This window comes from Streptomyces anulatus, from assembly GCF_000721175.1.
Taxonomy (GTDB): Bacteria; Actinomycetota; Actinomycetes; order Streptomycetales; family Streptomycetaceae; genus Streptomyces; species Streptomyces anulatus_C.
The window spans coordinates 1-25,635 of sequence record NZ_JOEZ01000012.1; the positions used below are offsets into that span (position 1 = coordinate 1).

The 25,635-nt window shown below is 71.0% G+C and carries 24 protein-coding genes; 3 read left to right on the top strand and 21 right to left on the bottom strand.

The annotated features are described in order from the left end of the window. Positions 1 to 94: 94 nt before the first annotated feature. From IG90_RS0114540 to IG90_RS0114555, 4 genes are all read right to left on the bottom strand, one after another. Entirely contained in the window at positions 95 to 1,465 is a 1,371-nt protein-coding gene (locus IG90_RS0114540) for a replication-associated recombination protein A (RefSeq protein ID WP_030583204.1), read from the bottom strand. Positions 1,466 to 1,529: 64 nt separating this feature from the next. Then, positions 1,530 to 2,168, bottom strand: a complete 639-nt coding sequence (locus tag IG90_RS0114545; RefSeq protein ID WP_030583207.1) for a vitamin K epoxide reductase family protein — start codon at positions 2,166 to 2,168, stop codon at positions 1,530 to 1,532. 314 nt (positions 2,169 to 2,482) lie between these two features. Further along, on the bottom strand, positions 2,483 to 3,745 hold the full coding sequence (hisS, locus tag IG90_RS0114550) for a histidine--tRNA ligase (protein ID WP_030583210.1): 1,263 nt from the start codon (positions 3,743 to 3,745) through the stop codon (positions 2,483 to 2,485). Between the two features lie 15 nt (positions 3,746 to 3,760). Continuing rightward, on the bottom strand, positions 3,761 to 4,450 hold the full coding sequence (locus IG90_RS0114555) for an MBL fold metallo-hydrolase (protein ID WP_030583213.1): 690 nt from the start codon (positions 4,448 to 4,450) through the stop codon (positions 3,761 to 3,763). 149 nt (positions 4,451 to 4,599) lie between these two features. Here IG90_RS0114555 and IG90_RS0114560 point away from each other — a divergent pair, with 149 nt between their 5' ends. Further along, positions 4,600 to 5,406, top strand: coding sequence for a peptidylprolyl isomerase (locus tag IG90_RS0114560; RefSeq protein WP_030583218.1), 807 nt, complete (start codon positions 4,600 to 4,602; stop codon positions 5,404 to 5,406). Positions 5,407 to 5,467: 61 nt separating this feature from the next. On the opposite strand, the gene IG90_RS46895 is transcribed toward IG90_RS0114560, so the two are convergent. Both IG90_RS46895 and IG90_RS46900 read right to left on the bottom strand, forming a co-directional pair. Then, complete coding sequence (locus IG90_RS46895; RefSeq protein ID WP_342447235.1) at positions 5,468 to 5,716, bottom strand: zinc ribbon domain-containing protein; 249 nt, start codon at positions 5,714 to 5,716, stop codon at positions 5,468 to 5,470. 3 nt (positions 5,717 to 5,719) lie between these two features. After that, positions 5,720 to 5,899, bottom strand: coding sequence for a hypothetical protein (locus IG90_RS46900; RefSeq protein ID WP_030583223.1), 180 nt, complete (start codon positions 5,897 to 5,899; stop codon positions 5,720 to 5,722). 368 nt (positions 5,900 to 6,267) lie between these two features. Here IG90_RS46900 and IG90_RS0114575 point away from each other — a divergent pair, with 368 nt between their 5' ends. Continuing rightward, positions 6,268 to 7,497 carry a DUF349 domain-containing protein gene (locus tag IG90_RS0114575; RefSeq protein ID WP_030583225.1) on the top strand — a complete coding sequence of 410 codons (1,230 nt, stop codon included), beginning with the start codon at positions 6,268 to 6,270 and terminating at the stop codon, positions 7,495 to 7,497. 70 nt (positions 7,498 to 7,567) lie between these two features. On the opposite strand, the gene IG90_RS0114580 is transcribed toward IG90_RS0114575, so the two are convergent. The 15 genes from IG90_RS0114580 to pgsA all read right to left on the bottom strand — a co-directional run bounded on the left by IG90_RS0114580 (position 7,568) and on the right by pgsA (position 23,037). Beyond that, positions 7,568 to 10,078 carry a RelA/SpoT family protein gene (locus tag IG90_RS0114580; protein WP_411572661.1) on the bottom strand — a complete coding sequence of 837 codons (2,511 nt, stop codon included), beginning with the start codon at positions 10,076 to 10,078 and terminating at the stop codon, positions 7,568 to 7,570. A 298-nt stretch (positions 10,079 to 10,376) separates the two neighbouring features. After that, entirely contained in the window at positions 10,377 to 10,928 is a 552-nt protein-coding gene (locus IG90_RS0114585) for an adenine phosphoribosyltransferase (protein ID WP_030583231.1), read from the bottom strand. A gap of 3 nt (positions 10,929 to 10,931) precedes the next feature. Beyond that, a complete protein-coding gene (gene secF / locus IG90_RS0114590; RefSeq protein ID WP_030583234.1) occupies positions 10,932 to 12,029 on the bottom strand; it encodes a protein translocase subunit SecF in 1,098 nt (365 codons plus the stop codon). 1 nt (position 12,030) lies between these two features. Next, on the bottom strand, positions 12,031 to 13,803 hold the full coding sequence (gene secD / locus IG90_RS0114595; RefSeq protein ID WP_030583237.1) for a protein translocase subunit SecD: 1,773 nt from the start codon (positions 13,801 to 13,803) through the stop codon (positions 12,031 to 12,033). A 150-nt stretch (positions 13,804 to 13,953) separates the two neighbouring features. Continuing rightward, positions 13,954 to 14,430: a preprotein translocase subunit YajC gene (gene yajC, locus IG90_RS0114600; RefSeq protein WP_030583241.1), complete on the bottom strand. Its 477-nt coding sequence runs from the start codon at positions 14,428 to 14,430 to the stop codon at positions 13,954 to 13,956. Between the two features lie 166 nt (positions 14,431 to 14,596). Further along, entirely contained in the window at positions 14,597 to 15,670 is a 1,074-nt protein-coding gene (gene ruvB, locus IG90_RS0114605; protein WP_030583245.1) for a Holliday junction branch migration DNA helicase RuvB, read from the bottom strand. 29 nt (positions 15,671 to 15,699) lie between these two features. Next, complete coding sequence (gene ruvA, locus IG90_RS45845; RefSeq protein ID WP_030583250.1) at positions 15,700 to 16,329, bottom strand: Holliday junction branch migration protein RuvA; 630 nt, start codon at positions 16,327 to 16,329, stop codon at positions 15,700 to 15,702. Continuing rightward, complete coding sequence (gene ruvC, locus IG90_RS0114615) at positions 16,326 to 16,985, bottom strand: crossover junction endodeoxyribonuclease RuvC (protein ID WP_078585509.1); 660 nt, start codon at positions 16,983 to 16,985, stop codon at positions 16,326 to 16,328. The genes ruvA and ruvC overlap by 4 nt, the downstream gene beginning before the upstream one ends. A gap of 159 nt (positions 16,986 to 17,144) precedes the next feature. Then, positions 17,145 to 17,897: a YebC/PmpR family DNA-binding transcriptional regulator gene (locus tag IG90_RS0114620; RefSeq protein WP_026242063.1), complete on the bottom strand. Its 753-nt coding sequence runs from the start codon at positions 17,895 to 17,897 to the stop codon at positions 17,145 to 17,147. Between the two features lie 61 nt (positions 17,898 to 17,958). Continuing rightward, the gene (gene pdxT, locus IG90_RS0114625) at positions 17,959 to 18,552 is read right to left on the bottom strand and encodes a pyridoxal 5'-phosphate synthase glutaminase subunit PdxT (protein WP_030583255.1); all 594 of its coding nucleotides are present in this window, start codon (positions 18,550 to 18,552) and stop codon (positions 17,959 to 17,961) included. Positions 18,553 to 18,558: 6 nt separating this feature from the next. Then, positions 18,559 to 19,479 carry a pyridoxal 5'-phosphate synthase lyase subunit PdxS gene (gene pdxS / locus IG90_RS0114630; protein ID WP_018960500.1) on the bottom strand — a complete coding sequence of 307 codons (921 nt, stop codon included), beginning with the start codon at positions 19,477 to 19,479 and terminating at the stop codon, positions 18,559 to 18,561. Positions 19,480 to 19,634: 155 nt separating this feature from the next. Beyond that, entirely contained in the window at positions 19,635 to 20,183 is a 549-nt protein-coding gene (locus IG90_RS0114635; RefSeq protein WP_030583258.1) for a hypothetical protein, read from the bottom strand. Between the two features lie 66 nt (positions 20,184 to 20,249). Then, positions 20,250 to 21,410: a glycosyltransferase family 4 protein gene (locus IG90_RS0114640; RefSeq protein WP_030583262.1), complete on the bottom strand. Its 1,161-nt coding sequence runs from the start codon at positions 21,408 to 21,410 to the stop codon at positions 20,250 to 20,252. Further along, positions 21,407 to 22,327, bottom strand: coding sequence for a phosphatidylinositol mannoside acyltransferase (locus IG90_RS0114645; RefSeq protein WP_030583265.1), 921 nt, complete (start codon positions 22,325 to 22,327; stop codon positions 21,407 to 21,409). The genes IG90_RS0114640 and IG90_RS0114645 overlap by 4 nt, the downstream gene beginning before the upstream one ends. Continuing rightward, the gene (gene pgsA, locus IG90_RS0114650) at positions 22,324 to 23,037 is read right to left on the bottom strand and encodes a phosphatidylinositol phosphate synthase (RefSeq protein WP_030583269.1); all 714 of its coding nucleotides are present in this window, start codon (positions 23,035 to 23,037) and stop codon (positions 22,324 to 22,326) included. Before pgsA ends, IG90_RS0114645 begins: the two co-directional genes overlap by 4 nt. Positions 23,038 to 23,337: 300 nt before the next feature. On the opposite strand from pgsA, the gene IG90_RS0114655 reads away from it, so the two are divergent. Continuing rightward, on the top strand, positions 23,338 to 25,563 hold the full coding sequence (locus IG90_RS0114655; protein ID WP_030583273.1) for an elongation factor G-like protein EF-G2: 2,226 nt from the start codon (positions 23,338 to 23,340) through the stop codon (positions 25,561 to 25,563). Positions 25,564 to 25,635 lie beyond the last annotated feature (72 nt).

The following is a 25,635-nucleotide window of genomic DNA, read 5'->3' on the forward strand; positions in this document are numbered from 1 at the left end:
GCGCCATCGACCACCGCACCCACAGGACCACCGTCCACATCGAGATCCAGCACGTTGCCAAACCCGTCAGACGGCTAACCGAACGGCATTGGCCCTAGGACGGCTCCGCACCTTCGCCGGAACGGCCCAGGCGCTCGCGGACGCGCTCGACGACGTCCGCGTACCGCGCCTCGGCGCCGTAGCGGGTGGGGGTGTAGTACTGCCGGTCGCGGACCGCGTCCGGGGCGTACTGCTGGGCGGCGATGCCACCCTGCACGTCGTGCGGGTAGACATAGCCCTGGGCGTGGCCGAGCTTGGCCGCGCCCTTGTAGTGGCCGTCGCGCAGATGGGCCGGGACGGGTCCCGCGAGCCCTTTGCGCACGTCCTCCTGCGCCGCGGAGATCGCCAGCGTCGCCGCGTTGGACTTGGGCGCGAGCGCCAGCGCGATGGTTGCGTGGCTGAGGGTGAGCGCCGCCTCCGGGAAACCGATCAGGGCCACCGCCTGGGCTGCCGCCACCGCCGTCGGCAGCGCGGTGGGATCGGCCAGGCCGATGTCCTCGCTGGCCGAGATCATCAGCCGCCGGGCGATGAACCGCGGGTCCTCGCCGGCCTCGATCATCCTGGCCAGGTAGTGCAGAGCGGCGTCCACGTCGGACCCGCGGATCGACTTGATGAGCGCACTGGCCACGTCGTAGTGCTGGTCGCCGTCACGGTCGTACTTCACGGCGGCGCGGTCGACGGTCGCCTCGACCGTCTCCAGGGCGATCTCCGCCTCCCCCGTGGCGATGGCCGCACCCGCCGCGGCCTCCAGTGCCGTCAGGGCCCGGCGCGCGTCGCCGCCCGCGATGCGCAGCAGATGCGCCTCGGCGTCCTCGGGCAGGGTGACCGCCCCGCCGAGACCCCGCTCTTCGGTCAGCGCCCGGCGCAGCAGGGAACGCAGGTCGTCGTCGGTCAGCGGCTCCAGGGTGAGCAGCAGGGAGCGCGACAGCAGCGGGGAGATGATCGAGAAGTACGGATTCTCCGTGGTGGCGGCGATGAGGGTCACCCAGCGGTTCTCCACGGCGGGGAGCAGGGAGTCCTGCTGGGCCTTGGAGAAGCGGTGGATCTCGTCCAGGAAGAGAACGGTCTCCTTGCCGAAGCCACCGGTGGCGCGGCGCGCGCTCTCGATGACAGCCCGGACCTCCTTGACGCCCGCGGTGATCGCGGAGAGCTCGACGAAGCGCTTGTTGGTCGCCTTGCTGACCACGTACGCCAAGGTCGTCTTGCCGGTGCCGGGCGGACCCCACAGGATGACCGAGGACGCGCCGGCGGGACCGCCGCCTCCTTCGCCGACGAGGCGGCGCAGCGGCGAGCCCGGCTTCAGCAGATGCTGCTGGCCGACGACCTCGTCGAGGATGCGCGGACGCATCCGGACAGCGAGAGGGCTGCTGGACGGGTCCTTCTCCTGGCGGTCTTCGGCGGCTGCGGTAAAGAGGTCGGGCTCCACGTCATGAAGCCTATGCGACCCCACTGACAGCGGGCCGAGCACCTACCGAAGTGGCAGGTGGCCCTCAGCGGGTCCAGAAGTCCCACCAGCGGGTCAGGATCAGCATGCCGATGATCCCGATCCACATCACCGGGAGCACCCACGGGAACTCGGTGAGGCCGCTGCGCAGCCAGGCCGGGGCCGGGAGGATGCGGTGCTTGACGTTGTGCGTGGTCACGTAGCAGAACATGACGATCGTGGCGACCCAGGCCAGGCAGCACCACAGGCAGAGCGAGTTGATGTTGTACAGCGACTGGTACTGGAGCCAGGTGCAGAAGCCGACACCGAAGAGGGTCCCGCCGTTCAGTCCGAGCCAGAACCAGCTGCGGTAGCGGGCGCCGGCGAGCAGGCCCATGCCGATCGCGATGACCATGCCGTACGTGACCAGGCCCAGCATCGGGTTGGGGAACCCGAACACCGAGGCCTGCTCGCTCTTCATGATGTTGCCGCACGCGACGACCGGGTTGAGGCTGCAGCCGGGGGTGAAGGAAGGGTCCTCCAGCAGCTTGAACTTGTCGATCGTGATGACCCAGGAGGCCAGGAGTCCGGCCGCACCGGTGATCACCAGGAGCAGGGCGAGACCGCGTCCGGCCCCGAAGGTGCGCTTGTGGCCGCCCTCGTCCTGGTCGGAGGAGAGGCCGTGGTCTACCGCAGCAGTCGTCATATCGCCGTTCCGTCACCGAGTGGTCAGCCGGGCAAGGTCATTGTGCCGTACCCCCGTACGGATCAACCGTTCGATGGACATAAAGGTGTCCGCCCGTGAGCGCCGTCCTCGGGTGGACTCCGGTGGTGGCGGGGCCCGCGACGACGGAAGATCTGTGCGTACCCGGCACCGGTCCGGCGAGCGACGGACGCCCGGGCGGCTCCAAGTCGGGGTCACCGGGCGGGATGAATCCGGGCTCGTCGGGTTGACGGCGGACGGGAAAGGCGCGGGCGGCAGGACCGACGTCCTGCCGCCCGCGCCCGCTCACGGCTCTGTCAGGCGAGGCGCTTCGTCAGCTCCGCCGCGACCTCGGTCAGCGGCACCGCGCTCTGCTCTCCGGACTCCATGTCCTTGAGCTGGACGACGCCCTCGGCGAGATCGCGCTCGCCCGCCACCAGGGTGTAGCGCGCGCCCGAGCGGTTGGCGCTCTTCATCGCGCCCTTCAGGCCTCGGCCGCCGAACGCGAAATCGGCGGCGATCCCCGCCCGGCGCAGCCCGGTGACGACGCCGAACAGCACCCGGCGGGCCTCCTCGCCGAGCGGGACCGCGTACACACTGGTGGTGTAGGGCAGGTCGAGCTCGATGCCCTCGGCCTCCAGCGCGAGCACCGTGCGGTCCACGCCGAGCGCCCAGCCGACGGACGGCAGCTCGGGGCCGCCGATCATCTCGGACAGTCCGTCGTAGCGGCCGCCGCCGCCCACAGCGGACTGGGCGCCGAGACCGTCGTGCACGAACTCGAAGGTCGTGCGGGTGTAGTAGTCGAGGCCGCGGACCAGCTTCTCGTCGTCCTCGAACGCGACGCCGGCGGTCGTGAGCAGCGCACGGACCTCCTCGTGGTACGCCCTGCACGCCGCGCAGAGGTAGTCGCGGAGCTTCGGGGCGCCGGTGAGCTGCTTCTGTACGTCGGCCCGCTTGTCGTCCAGGACGCGCAGCGGGTTGATCTCGATGCGGCGGCGGGTCTCCTCATCGAGGTCGAGGTCGCGCAGGAAGGTCTGGAGCGCCTCGCGGTAGACCGGGCGGCACTCCTTGTCACCCAGCGAGTTCAGCAGGATGCGGAACTGGCGCAGGCCCAGCGAGCGGTACGCCTGGTCGGCGAGGATGATCAGCTCGGCGTCCAGGACCGGGTCCTCGGTGCCGATGGCCTCGGCGCCGACCTGCGAGAAGTGGCGGTAGCGGCCCGCCTGCGGGCGCTCGTAGCGGTAGTACGAGCCGGAGTACCAGAGCTTGACGGGGAGGTTGCCCGCCTTGTGGAGGTTGGCCTCCAGGGCGGCGCGCAGCACTGATGCGGTGCCCTCGGGGCGCAGGGCGAGCTGGTCGCCGCCCTTGGTGGTGAGGGTGTACATCTCCTTGGTGACGATGTCGGTGGACTCACCGACACCACGTGCGAAGAGCTCGACGTTCTCGAAGCCGGGCGTCTCGATGTAGCCGTAGCCCGAGTCGCGCAGCGGGGCCGCGATGGCCTCGCGCACCGCGAGGAACGTCGCGGAACGGGGCGGGGTCAGGTCGTACGTGCCCTTGGGGGCCTGAAAGGTGCTCACGATTACGTCTCTCGTCTACATTCCTCGGCGCGGCGCCGCGTCCAGACCGTTCAGGAACGGGTTGGAGGCGCGCTCGCGGCCGATGGTCGTCTGGGGGCCGTGGCCGGACAGCACCACGGTCGAGTCGTCGAGCGGCAGGCACACACGGGCCAGCGACTCGAGCAGCTCGGCATGGTCGCCGCCGGGCAGGTCGGTGCGTCCGACGGAGCCGGCGAAGAGCAGGTCGCCCGAGAAGAGGACCGGCGGAACGTCCGCGGCCTCGGGCATCCCGAACGTCACCGACCCCTTGGTATGGCCGGGCGCATGCGAGACGCCGAACTCCAGACCGGCCAGGGTCAGCCTCGAACCGTCGGTCAGCTCCTTGACGTCGTCCGGCTCCCCCACGGTCAGCTCGCCCATGAGCGGCATCCCGATCGAGCGGCCGAGCGCCTTCTCCGGGTCGCTCATCATGTAGCGGTCCTCGGGGTGGATCCAGGCGGGGACGTCGTGGGCGCCGCAGACGGGGACGACCGAGGCGACATGGTCGATGTGGCCGTGGGTGAGGACGACGGCGACGGGCTTGAGCCGATGCTTCTTCAGCGCTTCCTCGACGCCCTGGGCGGCCTGGTGGCCCGGGTCGATGATCACGCACTCCTCACCGGCGGCGGGGGCGACCAGGTAGCAATTGGTCCCCCAGGCCCCGGCGGGGAACCCGGCAATGAGCACGATCGTCCTTAATGTTCGTCCGGAGGATGCGGCAGCGGCGAAGGATGCAGCGGATCAGAGCCTACCGGCGCTCCTCATGACACAGGTAACCCGTATACGGTACGGGCAACTCAGGCCCTCATTCCACGACGTAACAAGGAGCCCAACCGGTGTCCAGCAGCGAACAGCGGCGGCGGCAGCTCGCCCGGGAGAAGTTCGAGCGCCAGCAGAAGCGCCGGGAGGAGGCCCGCCGCAGGACCAGGCGCATCACCGCGATCGTCGCCTCGGCGGTGGCGGTGGCCGCGGTCGTGGGTGTGAGCGCGTTCGTCGTGGCGGGCAAGGACGACGACAAGGACAAGAAGAGCGAGGCCGCGTCGAGCCAGAGCCCCACTCCGGAGCCTTCGGAGAGTGAGAGCAAGGCTCCCACGCCGCCGATGAAGATCGACGAAAAGGCGAAGTACACGATGTCGCTCAAGACGAGCCAGGGCGACATCGCGTTCTCGATGGACGCGGCGAAGACACCTCAGACGGCGAACTCCTTCAAGGCACTCGCCGACAAGGGCTACTTCGACGACACCAAGTGCCACCGGCTGACGACCCAGGGCATCTTCGTGCTCCAGTGCGGCGACCCGAAGGGCGACGGCACGGGCGGCCCGGGCTACAACATCCCGGACGAGAACCTGGACGCGCTCGGCAAGGCGGGTGCCGACGGCACGGTGTCCTTCCCGCCGGGCACGGTGGCGATGGCCAATACCGGCCAGCCGGACTCCGGCGGCAGCCAGTTCTTCCTGGTCTACAAGGAGACGAAGCTCCCGCCCACCTACACCCCGTTCGGCACGATGGACGACGCCTCGCTGAAGGCCGTCCAGAAGGTCGGCGAGGCCGGTGTCGAGGGCGGTGCGGGCGACGGCGCCCCGAAGAAGGCCGTGACGATCGAGGAGGCTTCGGTCGAGAAGGAGTCAACCACCCGGTCGTGAACGTCCGGGCTTGCTGCTCGGGTCATCACTGGCTGTGATGGGTCCTGGCTGCGTCCGGCTCTCACGCGATGAGCGTGAGAGCTGGGGCCGTTGACCGGGCCCCGCGAACCCATGACATCCACCCGCGGTGGGCGATGTTGTGGGACGAGTTGTGGTCCGCGTGCTCAACGAAGCCGCAGACCTTGCACGCGAAGCGGGCCTGGGAGGGCCGGTTCGAGCGTGCGGTGTGGTGGCACTGGGAGCATTCCCGGCTGGTGTACGCCGCATCACAAGTCTTCTTGATCGCGTGCTGGGCGGCCTGCGCCCCCAGCCCTCACCGCTCCCTGATCTCCGTGTAGGTGTGCTTGCGCAGGCCCAGCGGGCGGCGGACGTCCTCCTCGAAGGCGATCCGGGCGGCCCAGGTCGCGGCCTCGTTGCAGCCATGCAGGGTCGCCTCAAGCGCCGCCGCCTGTACCGGCGTCGGCAGCAGCTTCACCCGCACCACCAGCTTCACGCCTCGACCCCAACCGGCCGGTCATACGAACCGGCCAATCGCACGCGAGTCCCACACGATCAAGTCAGCAATCGACCACACGTTCGCTTCACCGGCACTCGTCGGCTCCACCGACGGCATTCCGGGCGCTCCGCGCACCAGGAGCACGATGCCGCGACGCCCCGCGTCGCGCCCCAGGATGCGATTCCTCCCGGGGCAGGGACCTGCCCCGGGACGGAGCGGAGAATCTCGGCCGTGCTGAGTGCGGACAGCCGGGTGGCCGGTCGCCTAGATTGGCGTTGTGCAGGGCGGGCGATGCCCGCCCCAGGAAACTGTGGACGATGCCCGGGGGGCGAACCCCCTCGCAGGCATCAGGTGGAGGAGGCGCTGTGAGCAGCGACCCGTGGGGCCGCGTCGACGAGACGGGCACCGTGTACGTGCGTACAGCCGAGGGCGAGCAGGTCGTCGGATCGTGGCAGGCCGGTTCCCCCGAGGAGGCTCTGGCCTATTTCGAGCGCAAGTACGACGGCATTGTGGTCGAGATCGGCCTCCTCGAACGGCGGGTGAAGACCACCGACCTGTCGGCGAAGGACGCGACGACGGCGATCGGCCATCTGCGGCAGCAGGTCGACGAGCACCACGCGGTGGGCGACCTCGACGCGCTGCGCAAGCGGCTGGACGCGCTCGTGGCGACGGTCGAGGCGCGGCGCGAGGAGCGCAGGATCCTCAAGGCCAAGCAGACCGACGAGGCCAAGCACGCCAAGGAGGCGCTGGTCGCCGAGGCGGAGGAACTGGCGCAGAGCGAGCAGTGGCGGTCGGCCGGTGAGCGGCTGCGGGCGCTGGTGGACACCTGGAAGGGTCTCCCCCGCCTCGACCGCAAGTCGGACGACGAGCTGTGGCACCGCTTCTCGCACGCCCGCTCGGCGTTCTCCAAGCGGCGCAAGGCGCACTTCGCCGCGCTGGACACCCAGCGCGAGGACGCCCGCAAGGCCAAGGAGAAGCTGGTCACCGAGGCCGAGGCGCTGTCCGGCTCCACGGACTGGGTGACCACGGCCGCGCGCTACCGCGACCTGATGACCGAGTGGAAGGCGGCGGGCCGCGCCCAGCGGGAGGCCGAGGACGATCTGTGGAACCGTTTCCGCGGTGCCCAGGACGTCTTCTTCGCCGCCCGCAGCGAGGTCTTCGCGGAGCGGGACGCCGAGCAGGGCGAGAACCTCAAGCTCAAGGAGGAGCTCGCCGCCGAGGCCGAGAAGCTGGTGCCGGTGAAGGACCTGAAGGCGGCCCGGGCCGCTTTCCGGTCCATCAACGAGCGCTGGGAGGCCATCGGCCACGTACCGCGTGACGCCCGCCCGAAGGTCGAGGGCCGGATGCAGGCGGTGGAGCGGGCGCTCCAGGAGTCCGAGGAGTCCGAGTGGCGCCGGACGAACCCGGAGGCGCGGGCCCGCGCCGAGGGTCTGACCGGTCAGCTCCAGGCGGCCGTGGACAAGCTGCGCGGTCAGATCGACACCGCGCGTGCTTCGGGCAACAACGCCCGCGCGGACAAGCTGGCCAAGGAGCTGGAGGGCCGGCAGGCGCTGCTGGACCAGGCGCTCAAGGGCCTGGAGGAGTTCGGCGGCTGAGAGAAGTCGAAACGGAGGGGCCCCGGTACGCGATGCGAGCTACGCGTACCGGGGCCCCTCCGTTTCGCTGTCACGGCCTGCGGGCCGAGGTGACCCGGTAGACGTCGTAGACGCCCTCCACGCCGCGTACGGCCTTCAGGACGTGCCCCAGGTGCTTGGGGTCGCCCATCTCGAAGGTGAAGCGCGAGGTGGCCACCCGGTCGCGGGAGGTCTGGACGGCCGCCGAGAGGATGTTGACGTGCTGGTCGGAGAGGATCCGGGTGACGTCGGAGAGCAGCCGGGAGCGGTCCAGCGCCTCGACCTGGATGGCGACCAGGAAGACCGAGGACTGGGTGGGCGCCCATTCCACTTCGAGGATCCGCTCGGGCTGCTGCGAGAGCGACTCCACGTTGACGCAGTCGGCGCGGTGCACGGAGACGCCGCTGCCGCGGGTGACGAAGCCGATGATCGGGTCGCCGGGGACGGGCGTGCAGCAGCGGGCCAGCTTGACCCAGACGTCCTCGACGCCCTTGACGACGACACCGGGGTCCGCGTTGGCACGGCGCTTGCTGCGGCCGCCGTGCGAGGGCGGGGTGGACTCGGCGAGGTCCTCGTTGGCCTCGTCGTGGCCACCGAGCGCCTGCACCAGCTTCTGTACGACGCCGGCGGCGGCGACATGGCCCTCGCCGATCGCCGCGTACAGCGAGGAGATGTCCGGATAACGCATCTCGTGGGCGAGGGTGACCAGGGAATCGCCGGTCAGGATGCGCTGGATCGGCAGGTTCTGCTTGCGCATGGCGCGCGCGATGGAGTCCTTGCCCTGCTCGATGGCCTCGTCGCGGCGCTCCTTGGAGAACCAGGCCCGGATCTTGTTGCGGGCGCGCGGGGACTTGACGAAGCCGAGCCAGTCCCGGGAGGGTCCGGCGCCGGCCGCCTTGGAGGTGAAGACCTCCACCAGGTCGCCGTTGTCGAGCGTCGATTCGAGCGGGACGAGCCGCCCGTTGACGCGTGCTCCTATGGTCCGGTGGCCGACCTCGGTGTGGACGGCGTACGCGAAGTCGACGGGGGTCGCGCCGGCGGGCAGCGCTATCACGTCGCCCTTCGGCGTGAAGACGAAGACCTCGTTGCGCGAGAGGTCGAAGCGCAGGGACTCCAGGAACTCGCTGGGGTCCTCGGTCTCCTTCTGCCAGTCCAGGAGCTGGCGCAGCCACGCCATGTCGTTGACGGTGTCCTGGCCGCGCCCGGTGTTCTTGGGGATGTCGGTGCGCACCTTGGAGGCTCCCGCGACGGCCTCCTGCTTGTACTTCCAGTGCGCGGCGATGCCGTACTCGGCGCGGCGGTGCATGTCGAACGTACGGATCTGGAGCTCGACGGGCTTGCCGCTGGGGCCGATCACCGTGGTGTGCAGTGACTGGTACATGTTGAACTTCGGCATCGCGATGTAGTCCTTGAACCGCCCGGGCACCGGGTTCCACCGGGCGTGGACGGTGCCGAGCGCCGCGTAGCAGTCGCGGACGGTGTCGACGAGGACGCGGATGCCCACCAGGTCGTAGATCTCGGCGAAGTCGCGGCCTCGCACGATCATCTTCTGGTAGACGCTGTAGTAGTGCTTGGGGCGGCCGGTGACGGTGGCCTTGATGCGGGCGGCGCGCAGGTCGGACTGGACCTCGTCGGTCACTATGGCGAGGTATTCGTCGCGCTTGGGGGCACGCTCGGCGACGAGCCGGACGATCTCGTCGTACATCTTGGGGTAGAGGATCGCGAAGGCGAGGTCCTCCAGCTCCCACTTGATGGTGTTCATGCCGAGCCGGTGCGCCAGCGGGGCGTAGATCTCCAGCGTCTCGCGGGCCTTCTTCTCCTGCTTCTCCCGCTTGAGGTAGCGCATGGTGCGCATGTTGTGCAGGCGGTCGGCGAGCTTGATGACCAGGACCCGGGGGTCCTTGGCCATGGCGACGACCATCTTGCGTACGGTCTCGGCCTGGGCGGCCTCGCCGAACTTGACCTTGTCGAGCTTGGTGACGCCGTCGACGAGCAGGGCGACCTGGTCGCCGAAGTCGCGGCGCAGGGTGTCCAGGCCGTACTCGGTGTCCTCGACGGTGTCGTGCAGCAGGCCCGCCATCAGCGTCGCCGGGTCCATGCCGAGCTCGGCGAGGATCGTGGTGACGGCCAGTGGGTGGGTGATGTAGGGGTCGCCGCTCTTGCGCTTCTGGCCCCGGTGCCAGCGCTCGGCGACCTGGTAGGCCTTCTCGATCTGGCGGAGCGTGGCCGTCTCGATCTTGGGGTCGTTGCCCCGGACCGTACGCAGGAGGGGTTCCAGGACCGGGTTGTACGGGCTGGAGCGCTGTACGCCCAGTCGGGCGAGGCGGGCCCGCACACGGTTGGACGAGCCGCCGGTGCGGGAGGCGGACCCGGTGGGGGCTCCGGCCTTCGCGGGGGGTCCGGGCGGCGGGGGCTTGGGCGCGGCGGCGGCCGGCTTTCTGGCCGGCGGCTGCGCCGGGCTGTCGGCCCCGGCCGGTTCCGGCGGGGCCTCGGGGGCCGCGGGCTTCGCGGGAGGAGCGGGGGCGGCGGGCTCGGCGGGCTTCGCGGCGGCAGGGGGGCGCACGGCGTCGGCGGCGGGCTCGGGGGGCGCGGGCTTCGGCGCGTTCGAGGGCGCGGCCTTATCCGGCGTGGCGGGGGCCGCCACGGGCTTGTCGGGCTGCGGGGCGGCGGCTGACTGGGCCTCGTCTGGCAAGAGCGCTCCTCGTGCGGATCCGGGGTACCCGGAGAGCCCATGGTATCGATCCCCCGGCGGGACCTCGCCCGGGGACGGTGGGAGCCTGCACAACGAGGGGCGGGCACCCGGTGTTCCCGGGTGCCCGCCCCTCGTGCGTGGTGTCCGTCGACGGACACCGGTCAGCGGCTCAGACCGTGATCAGCGCCTCCAGCGGCGCTCCGGCGAGGCCCGGCTCCAGGCGGGCCCTGCCCGCGAGGAAGCCGAGCTCCATGAGGACCGCGACGCCCACGACCTGGGCGCCGGCCCGCCGGATGAGCTCCAGCGAGGCCTCGGCGGTGCCGCCGGTGGCGAGGACGTCGTCGATGACCATGACCCGGTCCCCGGCGTCGAGGTCCTCGGCGTGGATCTCGATCTCCGCGCTGCCGTACTCCAGCTCGTAGGACTGGCTCAGCGTGGCCCCGGGGAGCTTCCCGGCCTTGCGGACCGGGATGAAGCCGATGCCCGCCCGGACCGCGACGGGCGCGGCCAGGATGAAGCCGCGGGCCTCCAGACCGACGATCTTCGTGGCGCCGTGTCGTACGCACAGCTCCACGAGGGCGTCGGTGAGCGCCGTGAAGGCCACCGGGTCCGCGAGCAGCGGGGTGATGTCCTTGAACATCACGCCCGGCTTCGGGTAGTCCGCGACATCACGGATCCGGCTGAGCAGCAGCTCCCTGGTGGATTCGGTGGTGCTCGTCATCGCTCAGCGCTTCCCGGGGGTGCGGCCGTGCGACCGGGGGCGGCCGATCACCGTGCCCGCCGTCTCGGCGTCCGGGGAGCCGTCGTCCCGCCGGTCCTCGGGGCCCTCGTCGGGGGACTCGCCCTTGGCGGCCGCGGCCGCCCGCTTAGCGAGGATCCGCTTCTTCAGCGCCTTCATCTGCGGCTCGCGTTCCTTGAGGTCGGCGACGAGCGGCGTGGCGATGAAGATCGAGGAGTAGGCACCGGCGGCGAGACCGACGAACAGCGACAGCGAGATGTCGTTCAGCATGCCCGCGCCGAGGACGCCGCCGCCGATGAACAGCAGACCGGCCACCGGCAGGAGCGCCACCACGGTGGTGTTGATGGAGCGGACCAGGGTGCTGTTGATCGACCGGTTGGCGATCTCGCTGTACGTGAAGCGGGTCTGCTTGGTGATGTCCTTCTGGCCCTCCTTGAGGCTGTCGAAGACCACCACCGTGTCGTACAGGGAGTAACCGAGAATGGTCAGCAGACCGATCACCGTGCCCGGGGTGACCTCGAAGCCGACCAGGGCGTAGACACCGACCGTGATGGTGATGTCGTGGATCAGCGCGATGAGGGCGGCGACGGCCATCCGCCACTCGAAGGCGATCGCGAGATAGATCACCACCAGGATCATGAAGACCACGAGACCGGTCCACGCCTTGTTGGCGATCTGCTCGCCCCAGCTCGGGCCGACCAGGTCCGCGTTGATGTCATTGGCCGGGATGCCGAGCTCGTCGGAGAGCGTCTCCTTGATCTCGTTGGCCTTGGCCGTGCCGACCTCGGTGATCTGGATGCGCAGACCGCCGTTGCCCAGCTCCTGGACGATGGCCTGGTGACCCGATGCCTCGGTGGCCACGTCCGTGGCCTGGGCGGTGGAGATCTTGGCCTTGGTGTCGGTCGTGAAGACCGCGCCGCCCTCGAACTCGATGCCCAGGCGGAGGCCGCCGACCGCCACGCCGATAATGGCCGTGATGGTGATCAGTATCGAGACGCCGTACCAGATCTTGCGGTTGCGGATGAAGTCGTAGCCGACCTCGCCGCGGTAGAGCCGGGCGCCGAGATTGCCGAGTCGCGACATCTCACGCCTCCTTCGGTTCGGTGGGGGCGTTGACACGGCGCGAGCGGCGCAGCGGGGGCTGGGCGCCGAGCCGCTTCGGGTCCAGCCCGGACCACGGACCACCCTTGGAGAAGAACTTCGTCCGCCCCATGAGCGTCATGAGGGGCTTGGTGAAGAGGAACACCACGACGACGTCGAGCAGGGTGGTGAGGCCAAGCGTGAACGCGAAGCCCTGCACCTTTCCGACGGTGACGACGAAGAGCACGGCCGCGGCCAGGAACGACACGAAGTCGGACACCAGGATGGTGCGCCGGGCACGGGGCCAGGCACGCTCGATGGCCGGACGCAGGGTGCGGCCCTCGCGGATCTCGTCCCGGACACGTTCGAAGTAGACGATGAACGAGTCCGCTGTGATGCCGATCGCGACGATCGCTCCACAGACCGCCGGGAGGTTCAGCGCGAAGCCGATGGCCGGGCCCAGCAGGGACATGATCGTGTACGTCAGGACGCCGGAGACCAGGAGACTCAGCAGCGCGATGAAGGCCAGCCCTCGGTAGTAGGCGACCAGGTAGATGATCACCAGTGCCAGTCCTACGGCTCCGGCGATCAGCCCGCCCCGGAGCTGATCGCTGCCGAGGGCGGCGGTCACGGTGGTGACGCTCACCTCCTCGAAGGTCAGCGGAAGCGCGCCGTACGACAGGATGTTGCCGAGGTCCTCGGCGGACTGCTGGTCGAAGCTGCCGGAGATCTGGGCGTTCTTGCTGAGCGCCGTGCGCACCGAGGGAGCGGAGACGACCTCGCCGTCGAGGACGATCGCGAACTGGTTCATCGGCGGCTGCTGCTGCGAGAGCCGGCTGGTGATCGTCTGGAACTTCTTCGCGCCCTTGGAGGTGAACTCCATCGACACGATCCACTCGCCGGTCTGCTGCTCGATGGCGCCCTTGGCGTCGTCGACATCGCTGCCGGAGACCTCGGCCGGGCCGAGCACGTACTTCTCGTAGCTGCCCGGGACGTTCGAGCCGCAGGCGACGATCGAGTCGGTGGGCTTGGCGTTCTGGCCGGCCTCCGAGCGCTGCTTGGGGTCGGTGCAGTCGAGCTTGGCGAACTCCTCCTGGAGCTTGGCCGTGGCCGGGTCCGCGGAGGGCGAGGCCTCGGGGGAATCGGACGGCTTCGGCTTGTCGGAGGCGCCGGGGGTCGGGTCGTCCTTCGTCAGGGCGCCGGTGACCGCGCGGCCCTGGGTGGTGGCGCTCGCCGAGGGGGTGGCCTGAGAACCGGTGGCCTCCTCGGCGTCAGGCTTGTCCTCACCCTCTGCGGACTCGCCGGGCTTCGGAGTGGCGCTGCCCGAAGGGGTCGCGGAACCGGAGGGCTTGGGCGCCTCGGGGCCGCTCGCCTGCACCGTCAGAACAGGCCGGAAGTAGAGCTGGGCGGTGGTGCCGACCTGCTCCTGGGCCTGCTTGGAGTTCGTCCCCTTGGGGATGTTGACGATGATGTTCTCGCGGCCCTGGGTCTGAACCTCGGCCTCGGAGACGCCCAGACCGTTGACACGCCGCTCGATGATCCCGACCGCGGTGTCCATGTTGGTCTTGTTGATCGCGTTCGGCTTGCCGGGCTGGTTCTGCGCCTCCAGCGTGATCGACGTCCCGCCGGCCAGGTCGATGCCCAGCCGGGGCGTGGTGTGCCCGGACAGGAACATCCCGCCGGTGAGCGCGACCATGGCGATGAGGATCAGAGCCAGGGCACGCCCCGGCCTGCCCTGACCGCCGGACGGCCCTCGGCCCTTCTTGGGTGCTGCCACCTTCTCGTTTCTCCCTGTCCAACCGCCCCGCGCCGGGTACGCGCCCGGGCGGCCACGAAGTGTAGTGGGGACCCTGCCCCCGCAGACGACCGCACGGTCCCGGGGACGCCGCCCGCCGGTGAGCGCGCGACGTCCCCGGGATCGTGAGAACTACTTGGAGTCGGCCTCGCCGTCGGTCTTGCCCTCGCCCTTGGCGTCCTTGACGTCCTTGGCGGCAGCGTCCGCGGCGTCGTCGGCGTCGTCCTTGACCAGGTCGATCTTGGCGACCTCGGCGTCGTCGGGCTCGCCGGTCAGCGAGGAGGCGTCGTCGGGAACGACCGTGCCGTCCGCGTCCAGCTCCTGGTCGTCACCGTGCACGATGCGGTTGTACTCCGCGTCGTCCAGGACGGCACCGATCGCGTTCTTCGCGTAGATGGCGTGCACGCCGGGGGCGACCTCGAGGAGAACGGTGTCGTCGTGGACTTCCTTGACGGTCGCGTACATGCCCCCGATCGTCCGGACGCCGGTACCGGGCTGCATGTCGCTGCGCATCTGCGCCGCCGCCGCCTGCTTCTTCTTGGCGGAGCGGGTCATCAGGAACATGGCCCCGATGAGCACGATGAAGGGGAGGAGAGTCAAGATATCCACGGGACGGGAATTCCTTCGCACGACCGCGCTGGAATGCGGCCTGTATATACGGGGGTGGGTACACCGACCGGTAAGGGCGGCATCGGCGGAGTCTAAGCGAGTCCGCATCGATGGAACAACGCCCAGCATGGCACCCGGGTTCCTGTACACGCGAACCTGTGACGCATCACGCCCCGAACAGGCCCTGTTGTCCCTTTGCTCCGTGCTGCGGCGGGACCAGTCCCAGATGCGCCCAGGCCGCCGGGGTGGCGACGCGGCCGCGTGGGGTCCTGGCCAGCAGTCCTTCCCGTACGAGGAAGGGCTCGGCGACCTCCTCGACGGTCTCCCGCTCCTCCCCCACGGCGACCGCCAGGGTGGACAGGCCGACAGGGCCGCCGCCGAAGAGCTTCAGCAGCGCGCCGAGGACGGCACGGTCCAGCCGATCGAGTCCGCGGGCGTCAACCTCGTACACCTTGAGGGCCGCCATCGCGATCTCCCGGTCGATCACTCCCTCCGCCTTGACCTGGGCGTAGTCGCGGACGCGGCGCAGCAGGCGGTTGGCGATACGGGGGGTGCCGCGGGAGCGTCCGGCGATCTCGGCGGCGCCCTCCACGTCGATGACGACGTCGAGGAGGCGGGCGGAGCGGTGGATGACGCGCTCCAGCTCGGCGGGGGCGTAGAACTCCATGTGCCCGGTGAAGCCGAATCGGTCGCGCAGCGGGGGCGGCAGCAGACCGGCCCGGGTGGTGGCCCCGACCAGAGTGAAGGGGGGCAGTTCGAGGGGGATCGCGGTGGCGCCGGGGCCCTTGCCGACGATGACGTCGACCCGGAAGTCCTCCATCGCCATGTAGAGCATCTCCTCGGCGGGCCGGGACATGCGGTGGATCTCGTCGAGGAAGAGGACCTCGCCCTCCTGGAGGGAGGAGAGGATCGCCGCGAGGTCGCCGGCGTGCTGGATGGCGGGGCCCGAGGTGATCCTGATCGGGGCGTTCATCTCGGCGGCGATGATCATCGACAGGGTGGTCTTGCCGAGGCCGGGGGCACCGGAGAGCAGCACATGGTCGGCGGTGGCGCCGCGGGCGAGGGCCGCCTTGAGGACCAGGTCGAGCTGTTCGCGGACCTTCTCCTGGCCGACGAACTCCTCCAGGTCCTTGGGGCGCAGAGCCGCCTCGACCGCGGTGTCCTCGCCGTCCGCGTCCGCGTCGACCAGCCGGTCGTCGAAGACGGGCCCGGTCGGCTCGTCGGTCTCGTCCCAGTTCATCAAGGGCCTCTTCGGTGGTTCGGTGCCGGTCAGCGGGCGCGGTTGAGAGTCTGCAGGGCTGCCCGCAGCAGCTGCGGCACGGGGGGTGCCGTGCCCTCGGCGACGGCGGCCTCGGCCTGCGGGGCGACGGCGTTGACGGCCTCGTCGGCCTCGCGGCTCGCGTAACCGAGGCCGATCAGGGCGGCCTGGAGCTGGTCGCGCCAGCCGGAGGTGACGGGGGCGCCGATGCCCTGCTGGCCGGTGTGCGCGACGCCGACCGGTTCGCCGAGCCTGTCCTTGAGCTCCAGGAGCAGCTTCTGAGCGCCCTTCTTCCCGATGCCGGAGACGGCGGTCAGCGCCTTCTCGTCGCCGGTGGAGACCGCGAGGCGCAGGGCGTCGGGGCTGTGGGTGGCGAGCATCGCCTGGGCGAGGCGGGGGCCGACGCCGCTGGCGGTCTGGAGCAGCTCGAACACCTGCCGCTCGTCGTCGTCCCGGAAGCCGTACAGCGTGAGCGAGTCCTCGCGGACGACCAGCGAGGTGGCGAGCCGGGCCTCCTTGCCGACGCGCAGGTCGGCGAGGGTGTGCGGGGTGCACTGGACGGCCATGCCGATGCCGCCGACCTCGATGACTGCCGTGGTCGGGGCGAGGGCGGCCACCGGGCCGGAGACGAAGGCGATCATGCGGTGCGGCCTTTCAGCGTGCGAGGCGTGCCGGTCGTGGCGGTTGTGCGAGGGGCGCCGGCCACGCCGGGTGTTCGGGGTGCGCCGGACGTCCGGGACGCGCCGGACGTGCGGTGCGCGCCGGACGTGCGGTGCGCGCCGGACGTGCGGTGCGCGGCGACGGCCTGCTGGAGCCGGTTCTGCGCGGGGGCGCGCCAGATGTGGCAGATGGCCAGGGCGAGGGCGTCCGCGGCGTCGGCGGGCTTGGGCGGTGCGTCCAGCCGCAGCAGCCGGGTCACCATCGCGCCGACCTGGGCCTTGTCGGCTCGGCCGGCCCCGGTGACGGCCGCCTTGACCTCGCTGGGGGTGTGCAGGGCGACAGGGATGCCGCGGCGCGCGGCGCAGAGCATGGCGACCGCGCTGGCCTGGGCGGTGCCCATCACCGTACGGACGTTGTGCTGGGCGAAGACCCGCTCCACGGCCACGTAACCCGGAGTGTGTTCGTCGAGCCACTGTTCGATGCCCTGCTCGATGGCGACGAGCCGGTCACCGAGCTCCGCGTCGGACGGGGTGCGCACGACGCCGACGCCGATCATGGTCAACGGGCGCCCCGCGACCCCTTCGACCACACCGACACCGCACCGGGTCAGCCCCGGGTCAACACCCAGAACCCGCATGGAGCCCCCCTCTTGTCCTTGACGCTCGGCACACCCACTCGTTCATCTGTTCCCGCAGGCTATCGGCTCGCACTGACAAACCGTCGCAACCGACAAGACGACGGGCCGACGGGGGTTGTCCCCGTCGGCCCGTCGTGTGGGGCCGTGCCGGCCACGCCGTCAGGCGTCGACCTTCTCCATGACCTCGTCGGACACGTCGAAGTTGGCGAAGACGTTCTGCACGTCGTCGCTGTCCTCCAGCGCGTCGATGAGCTTGAAGATCTTGCGGGCGCCCTCTTCGTCCAGCTCGACCTGCATGGTCGGCAGGAAGTTGGCCTCGGCGGAGTCGTAGTCGATGCCCGCCTCTTGGAGCGCGGTGCGCACCGCGACCATGTCGGTGGCCTCGCTGACCACCTCGAAGGTCTCGCCGAGGTCGTTGACCTCCTCGGCGCCCGCGTCGAGGACTGCTCCGAGGACGTCGTCCTCGCCCAGCTCGCCCTTGGGCACGATCACGACGCCCTTGCGGTTGAACAGGTACGAGACGGAGCCCGGGTCGGCCATCGAGCCGCCGTTCCGGGTCATCGCGACACGCACGTCGGAAGCGGCACGGTTGCGGTTGTCGGTGAGGCACTCGATGAGCACCGCGACACCGTTGGGGCCGTAGCCCTCGTACATGATCGTCTCGTAGTCGGCGCCGCCCGCTTCGAGACCGCCGCCGCGCTTGACCGCGGAGTCGATGTTCTTGTTCGGGACGGAGCTCTTCTTCGCCTTCTGGATGGCGTCGACGAGCGTGGGGTTGCCGTCGGGGTCCACGCCGCCGGAACGCGCCGCGACCTCGATGTTCTTGATCAGCTTCGCGAAGAGCTTGCCGCGCTTGGCGTCAATCACGGCCTTCTTGTGCTTCGTCGTAGCCCATTTAGAGTGGCCGGACATCTGCCTTCTCCTTCGCGTCACCAAAATCGAGTCGAACCCGAGAGATCCTACCGGGGTCCGCTCAGTTCACTGCGCGCACCATGTCCACGAACAGAGCGTGTACGCGATGGTCGCCGGTCAGTTCGGGATGGAACGACGTAGCGAGGACATTTCGCTGCCGTACGGCGACGATGTGACCGCCGTGCTCCGCGATGACCTGGGCCTCGGCCCCGACGGACTCGACCCAGGGCGCGCGGATGAAGACGCCTTCCACGGGACCGCCGTCGATCCCGTCGACCTCGACCGCCGCCTCGAACGACTCGTTCTGACGGCCGAAGGCGTTGCGCCGCACGATCATGTCGATGCCGCCGACGGTCTCCTGGCCCGAGCGCGGGTCGAGGATCTTCTCGGCCAGCAGGATCATTCCGGCGCAGGTGCCGTAGACCGGCATCCCGGCCCGGACCCGCTCGCGCAGCGGCTCCATCATGCCGAAGAGCACGGCCAGTTTGGACATGGTGGTGGACTCGCCGCCCGGGATGACCAGGCCGTCGACCTCGGCGAGCTCCTCGGGGCGCCGGACCGGCCTGGCCACGGCGTCCGCCGAGGCCAGGGCGATCAGGTGCTCCCGTACGTCGCCCTGGAGAGCCAGGACGCCGATCAGGGGGGTGTCGCTCATCAGTGGTTACCAGCCACGGTTGGCGTAGCGCTCGGACTCGGGCAGCGTGTCGCAGTTGATGCCGACCATGGCCTCGCCCAGGTTGCGGGAGGCGTCCGCGATGACCTTCGGGTCGTCGTAGAAGGTGGTGGCCTTCACGATGGCGGCGGCGCGCTTGGCCGGGTCTCCGGACTTGAAGATGCCGGAGCCGACGAAGACGCCCTCGGCGCCGAGCTGGCGCATCAGCGCGGCGTCGGCGGGGGTGGCGACGCCACCGGCGGAGAACAGCACGACGGGCAGCTTGCCGAGCTCGGCGACCTCCTTGACCAGCTCGTACGGAGCGCGCAGGTCCTTGGCGGCGGCGTACAGCTCGTTGTTGTCGAAGCCGCGCAGCCGGGCGATCTCGTTCTTGATCTGGCGCAGGTGGCGGACGGCCTCGACGACGTTGCCGGTGCCGGCCTCGCCCTTCGAGCGGATCATGGCCGCGCCCTCGGCGATGCGGCGCAGGGCCTCGCCCAGGTTGGTGGCGCCGCAGACGAAGGGGGTGGTGAAGGCGAACTTGTCGCTGTGGTTGACCTCGTCGGCCGGGGTGAGGACCTCGGACTCGTCGATGTAGTCGACGCCGAGGGACTGGAGCACCTGGGCCTCGACGAAGTGGCCGATGCGGGACTTGGCCATGACGGGGATGGAGACGGCCCCGATGATCTCCTCGATCATGTTGGGGTCGGACATCCGGGCCACGCCGCCGTCCTTGCGGATGTCGGCGGGGACCCGCTCCAGGGCCATGACGGCCACGGCGCCCGCGTCCTCGGCGATCTTCGCCTGCTCGGCGTCGACGACGTCCATGATCACGCCGCCCTTGAGCTGCTCGGCCATGCCGCGCTTGACGCGGGCGGTGCCGGTGGCAGGGTACTCGGCGGACTGCGGGGTGCTGGGAAGCGTGGACACGGGACCTCACTCGGTGGAAAGACGCTGGATGCTGCACCGCCGAGCAAACGCTGTGGGACCAGTCCACAGCAAGGGCCAATGGACACGGCGTGGATCGTTTTGGCCTTGGAACCGTGTGCCGCGTGGCTCGCGCGCCGCCGGTCCGGGCCTCGGGCTCAGGTGCCGGGGCGGTCCGCCAGGGCCACCGGCGGGGCGTCGTCCATCTCGAAGGCGAGCGGAAACGGCGCGTGCCCGGCCAGCCGGAAGAGCCGGACGGTACGGTGCCGGCGCAGGGCGCGGGCGGCGCGTACGGAGTCGTTGTGGAAACGCCGGGCCATGGGGACGCGGCGTACGGCGGCGGCCAGTTCGGTGGCCGCCTCCTCGCCGCCGGGAATCTCCTTCACCGCGTCGACCTGGGCCGGTTCACCGAAGACGGCGCGCAGGGCGGCGCTCAGTTCGCTCTCGGCGACCTCGCGGTGGTCCTCCTCGGCCTGCCGGGCGGCGTGCGCGGCCTCGTACAGGACGATCGAGGCGGCCGGGTCCAGGACGCCGGAGGTGGCCAGCTCCTGGGTGACCGAGGCTCGGCGCAGCAGTTGGGCGTCGAGGGCGGCGCGGGCGGCGTCGATCCGGGAGTGCAGGCGGTCGAGCCGGCCGGCGGTCCAGCTGAGGTACACGCCGACCGCGATGAGGGCGAGGACGATCCAGACGATGAAGGTTACGGTCACGGGCCCACACGCTACCGTCGCCGGAGGCCCCGGCCCGCACCCCCGTCGGGTACGGGCCCCAGGGGCTCAGTCCCGCGCGAGTCCGAACCGGGCCCGCAGCCCCGAGCGTTCGTCCGCCGCGACCGAGGTGGCCCCGTCGGTCACCGTCTCGTACACCGCGAGGATGTCGGCCCCCACCGTCGCCCAGTCGAAGCGCCGCACATGGGCCTCGCCGCGCTCGCGCAGTCCGGCCCGGCGCTCCGGGTCGCCCAGCAGCCGGATCGCGGCGGCGGCCAGCGCGTCGGCGTCCTCGTTGGCGAACAGGTCGCCCGCCGCACCCTGGTCCAGCACCTGCGCGAAGGCGTCCAGGTCGCTCGCCAGCACCGGCGCTCCGGCCGACAGCGCCTCGACCAGGATGATGCCGAAGCTCTCCCCGCCGGTGTTCGGGGCCACGTACACATCGACGCTGCGCAGCAGCCGGGCCTTGTCCTCGTCGCTGACCATGCCGAGGAACTCGACGCGCTCGCGCATCTCCTTCGGCAGGGTCTCCACCGCCTCCTCCTCGTCGCCGCGCCCGGCGACCAGCAGCCGGGCCTCGGGGTGGGCGGCCAGGATGGCGGGCAGCGCCTTCATCAGGACGGGCAGGCCCTTGCGGGGTTCGTCGATCCGGCCGATGAACCCGAGGGTCCGGCCCTGCCATTCGGCCTTCGGCTCGGCCTTGGCGAAGAAACCGACGTCGACGCCGTTGGGGATGACGACGGCGTCGCCGCCGAGGTGCTCTACCAGAGTGCGCCGGGCGTACTCGCTGACCGCGATCCGGGCGCTGATCTTCTCCAGCGCGGGCTGGAGGATCGGGTACGCGGCGATCATCGCCCGGGAGCGCGGGTTGGAGGTGTGGAAGGTGGCCACGATCGGCCCCTGCGCCGCCCAGCAGGCCAGCAGACCGAGCGAGGGGGAGGTCGGCTCGTGGATGTGGATGACGTCGAACGTGCCGTCGTGGAGCCAGCGCCGCACCCGGGCCGCCGACAGGAAGCCGAAGTTCAGCCGGGCGACGGAGCCGTTGTACGGGACGGGGACGGCCCGGCCCGCCGAGACCACGTAGGGCGGGAGCGGTGTCTCGTCGTCGGCGGGGGCCAGGACGGAGACCTCGTGGCCGAGCCGGATCAGGTGTTCGGCGAGGTCCCGGATGTGGAACTGCACGCCGCCCGGTACGTCCCAGGAGTACGGGCAGACGATGCCGATCTTCACGTGGGTTCCCCCCGGGGGTCCAGATCGTCCAGCCAGAGCCGCTGGAGCATGTGCCAGTCCTCCGGGTGCTCGGCGATACCGCCGGCGAAGGCGTCGGCCATCGCCTGGGTCATGGCGGAGGTCTTCTCGGCTCGGCTGCCCTCTTCCGGCACGTCGACCGGCGGATGGATGCGCCCGCGCATCACCGGCCCGTCGTACCAGAGGGTCACCGGCAGCAGCTTCGCGCCCGTCTGCTGAGCGAGGAGCGCCGGACCCGCGGGCATCCGGGCGGTGGCGCCGAAGAACGACACCTCGGCCCCGGAGGAGGAGAGGTCCCGGTCCGCCACCAGGCAGACCAGGCCGCCCGCTCGCAGCCGCCGCGCCAGGGTCCCGAAGGCGGCGCCACCGCTGTGCGGCAGGACCTCCATGCCCAGGCCCTCGCGGTAGGCGACGAACCGGTCGTAGAGGGTCGTCGGCTCCAGCCGTTCGGCGACGGTGGTGAAGGGGATCTTCAGGTCGGTGGTGGCCCAGGCGCCGGCGAGATCCCAGTTGGCCAGGTGCGGTAGGGCGACGACGACCCCCCGCCCGGCGTCCAGGCCCTCGGTCAGGTGGTGGACGTCGGCGATGTCGATGCTGTCCTTGATGCGCTCCGGGCTCCAGGCGGGCAGCCGGAACGACTCCATCCAGTAGCGCATGTAGGAGCGCAGACCGGCGCGGGACAGCTCCGCCAGTCGCTCCGGGCCCGCGTCGGGGACGACCCGGGCCAGGTTCGACTCCAGGCGCAGCACGCTCTTGCCGCGCCGCTTCCACGTCTGGTCGGCGATGGTGCGGAAGAGGCGGGCGGCGGCGGGCTCGGGGAGCTTCTTGACCGCCCCCCAGCCCAGCCCGTACAGCCCGTCGGTGATCCGGCCCTTCAGGTCGGACGCGTCGGCGCTCACCGGTCGGCCTCGCTCCCCTGGCCGACGGAGCCGGCGGCGGACGCGTCCGCGGCGGTCTGCTCCCCGGCGGCGGCCTCCGCGGCGTCCGCCTCGGCGGATTCACGGCGTACGGTCACCACGCGCTGGATCAGCGTCACGAGGCTGCCCGCGGCGACGATCCACAGCGCGATCGGCAGCAGGACGTCGATACCGGGGACACCGAACGTGTGCAGTCCGGCGAGACCGGCGGCGACCAGCGAGATGACCAGGCGCTCGGCGCGCTCCACGAGGCCGCTGACGGCGACCGGCAGACCGATCGACTCGCCGCGCGCCTTGGTGTACGAGACCACCTGGCCGCTGGCCAGGCAGAAGATCGCGACGGCGCACAGGATGTTGTCGTCACCGCTGCCCGCGTACCAGAGGGCGAAGCCGGCGAAGATCGCCCCGTCGGCTACCCGGTCCAGCGTCGAGTCGAGGAAAGCGCCCCACCGGCTGGAGATCCCGGCCTGCCGCGCCATGTTGCCGTCGACGAGGTCGGAGAAGACGAAGACCGTGATGACGATCGTGCCCCAGAAGAACTCCCCCATCGGGAAAAAGACCAGCGCACCTGCCATCACTCCGGCCGTGCCGATGAGAGTGACCGCGTCGGGGCTGACCCCGAGGCGGAGCAGCAGAGCGGCGAACGGTGTGAGGACACGCGTGAAGAATGCACGCGCGTACTTGTTCAGCATGGCCTTCCCGAGGGTTCGGTTCGCCGAGCGGCCCCTTCGGCCACCGGCTGGCCCATCGTAGTCACCGCCGGTGCCTTCCACCGGACGGGCACCCGCCGCCAGGTGTCACGCGGACTCCCGCCCCAGCTTCGCGGCGCCTGTGCGCGACGTATGGACGCGGCTCCGCTCCGGTGCCAAGCTCGAAGGACCGCGGGCGTCGCCGAAGCCGCCGCGGCGGCCTCTCCCCGTGCCCGTGACCACCGCTGCTCCGCGCGCGGTCGCCCTCCCCCGCACCGCGCCGTCGACCGGGAGGCACGCATCATGGGCGACAAGGCACACGCACACCCCGGGGCCGCCGGAGGAGCACCGACGGCCGGCCACCCCTCCGCCGTACGGAACGTGGTGCTGGTCGGCCCCAGCGGATCGGGCAAGACCACGCTGGTCGAGGCGCTGGCCCTGACGGCGGGAGCCGTGAACCGGGCCGGGCGGGTCGAGGACGGGGCGACCGTCTCCGACTACGACGAGATCGAGCAGCGTCGACGGCGTTCCGTGCAGCTCTCGCTGGTACCGGTGGCCTGGGACGGCTGCAAGATCAATCTGCTGGACACCCCCGGCTACGCGGACTTCGTCGGGGAGCTGCGGGCCGGTCTGCGTGCGGCGGACGCGGCCCTCTTCGTCGTCTCGGCGGCCCAGGACGCGGCGTCCGTGGCGGCGACCACCCGGGCCGCCTGGGAGGAGTGCGCGCTCGTCGGCATGCCGCGCGCGATCGTCGTCACGCATCTGGACACCGCCCGCACCTCCTACCGGGAGATGAACCGGATCTGCGCCGAGGCCTTCGGGGGCGAGGACCCCGACGCCGTACTGCCGCTGTACCTGCCGGTGCTGGGGCCCGAGGCCGCCGACGGGCACGCCCCGCTGACCGGGCTCACCGGGCTGCTGAGCCGGCGGATCCTCGACTACTCCTCGGGGGAACGCGCCGAGCTGCCGCCCGCGCCCGACCAGGAGGAACCGCTGCGGGAGGCCCGGGAGCGGCTGATCGAGGGGATCATCGCCGAGAGCGAGGACGAGTCCCTGATGGACCGCTATCTGGACGGCGAGGACATCGACGTCGCGACGCTGATCGGCGATCTGGAACGGGCCGTCGCCCGGGGCTCCTTCCATCCCGTCCTCACCGCGGCCCCGGCGGCCGAGGGCGCCCGCCAGGGCATCGGGACCGTGGAGCTGCTGGAGCTGATCACCCGCGGCTTCCCGACCCCGCTGGAGCGCACCCCGCCGGTCGTCACCACCCCGTCGGGCAAGCCGCGGACCGCCCCGGTCTGCGATCCCGACGGCCCGCTGGTCGCCGAGGTCGTCAAGACGGCCTCCGACCCGTACGTGGGCCGGGTCTCGTTGGTCCGCGTCTTCTCCGGCACCCTGCGTCCCGACGACTCCGTGCACCTGTGCGGCCACGGTCTGACCGCGACGGGCCACGCGCCGCGCCCCTGTCACGAGGCGGAGATCCGCGTCGGGGCGCTCACCTCGCCGTTCGGCCGCCGCCAGTACGCCGCGGACCGGTGCGTCGCGGGCGATCTGGCGTGTGTGGCCCGGCTCGGCGAGGCGGAGACCGGCGACACGCTCTCCCCGGCCGGCGACCCCGTCCTGATCGAGCCCTGGACGACGCCGGACCCGCTGCTCCCGCTGGCCGTACGGGCGCACGGCAAGGCGGACGAGGACAAGCTGTCGCAGGGCCTGGCCCGGCTGGTCGCCGAGGACCCCACGCTGCGCCTCGAACAGAACCCGGACACCGGCCAGGTCGTCCTGTGGTGCCTGGGCGAGGCCCATCAGGAGGTCGCGCTGGAGCGGCTGCGCAGCCGTTACGGCGTCCAGGTCGACGCGGAACCGCACCGGGTGCCGCTGCGCGAGACGTTCGCCGGGCCGGCCGCCGGGCGCGGACGGCACGTCAAACAGTCGGGCGGGCACGGCCAGTTCGCGATCTGCGCGATCGAGGTGGAGCCGCTGCCGCCGGGCTCCGGCATCGAGTTCGTCGACAAGGTCGTCGGCGGTGCGGTGCCGCGCCAGTTCATCCCCTCGGTGGAGAAGGGCGTGCGGGCCCAGGCCGCCCGGGGGCTGGCCGCCGGGCATCCCCTGGTCGACGTCCGCGTCACGCTGCTCGACGGCAAGGCGCATTCGGTGGACTCCTCGGACGCCGCCTTCCAGACCGCCGGGGCGCTCGCGCTGCGGGAAGCCGCATCCGACACCCGTATCCAGCTCCTTGAACCGGTCTGCGAGGTGAGCGTCCTGGTTCCGGACGACTACGTGGGCCCGGTGATGAGCGATCTGTCGGGGCGGCGGGGCCGGGTCGTGGGCACCGAACAGAGTCCGGGCGGGCGCACTCTCGTACGGGCCGAGGTGCCGGAGATCGAGGTCGGCCGTTACGCGGTGGACCTGCGCTCCCTGTCGCACGGCACCGGTCGCTTCGACCGCGCCTACGCCCGGCACGAGGCGATGCCGCCGCAGGTCGCCGACCGGGTCCGCGCGGACCGGGCCGACGGGTCACCCGGCGCGTGACCGGCGCACGGTGGCACTCGCCGCCCGTGTCCACGCCGGTGACGGGTGGTGCGGTGATCGGGACGATACGCT

Coding starts and splice junctions, on each gene's coding strand:
- IG90_RS0114545 (WP_030583207.1), bottom strand. CDS start 2,168: ATGACGACTGCTGCGGTAGACCACGGCCTCTCCTCCGACCAGGACGAG.
- IG90_RS0114585 (WP_030583231.1), bottom strand. CDS start 10,928: ATGACGAGCACCACCGAATCCACCAGGGAGCTGCTGCTCAGCCGGATC.
- secF (WP_030583234.1), bottom strand. CDS start 12,029: ATGTCGCGACTCGGCAATCTCGGCGCCCGGCTCTACCGCGGCGAGGTC.
- ruvB (WP_030583245.1), bottom strand. CDS start 15,670: ATGAACTGGGACGAGACCGACGAGCCGACCGGGCCCGTCTTCGACGAC.
- ruvA (WP_030583250.1), bottom strand. CDS start 16,329: ATGATCGCCTTCGTCTCCGGCCCGGTGGCCGCCCTCGCCCCGACCACG.
- ruvC (WP_078585509.1), bottom strand. CDS start 16,985: ATGCGGGTTCTGGGTGTTGACCCGGGGCTGACCCGGTGCGGTGTCGGT.
- IG90_RS0114620 (WP_026242063.1), bottom strand. CDS start 17,897: ATGTCCGGCCACTCTAAATGGGCTACGACGAAGCACAAGAAGGCCGTG.
- pdxT (WP_030583255.1), bottom strand. CDS start 18,552: ATGAGCGACACCCCCCTGATCGGCGTCCTGGCTCTCCAGGGCGACGTA.
- pgsA (WP_030583269.1), bottom strand. CDS start 23,037: ATGCTGAACAAGTACGCGCGTGCATTCTTCACGCGTGTCCTCACACCG.
- IG90_RS0114655 (WP_030583273.1), top strand. CDS start 23,338: ATGGGCGACAAGGCACACGCACACCCCGGGGCCGCCGGAGGAGCACCG.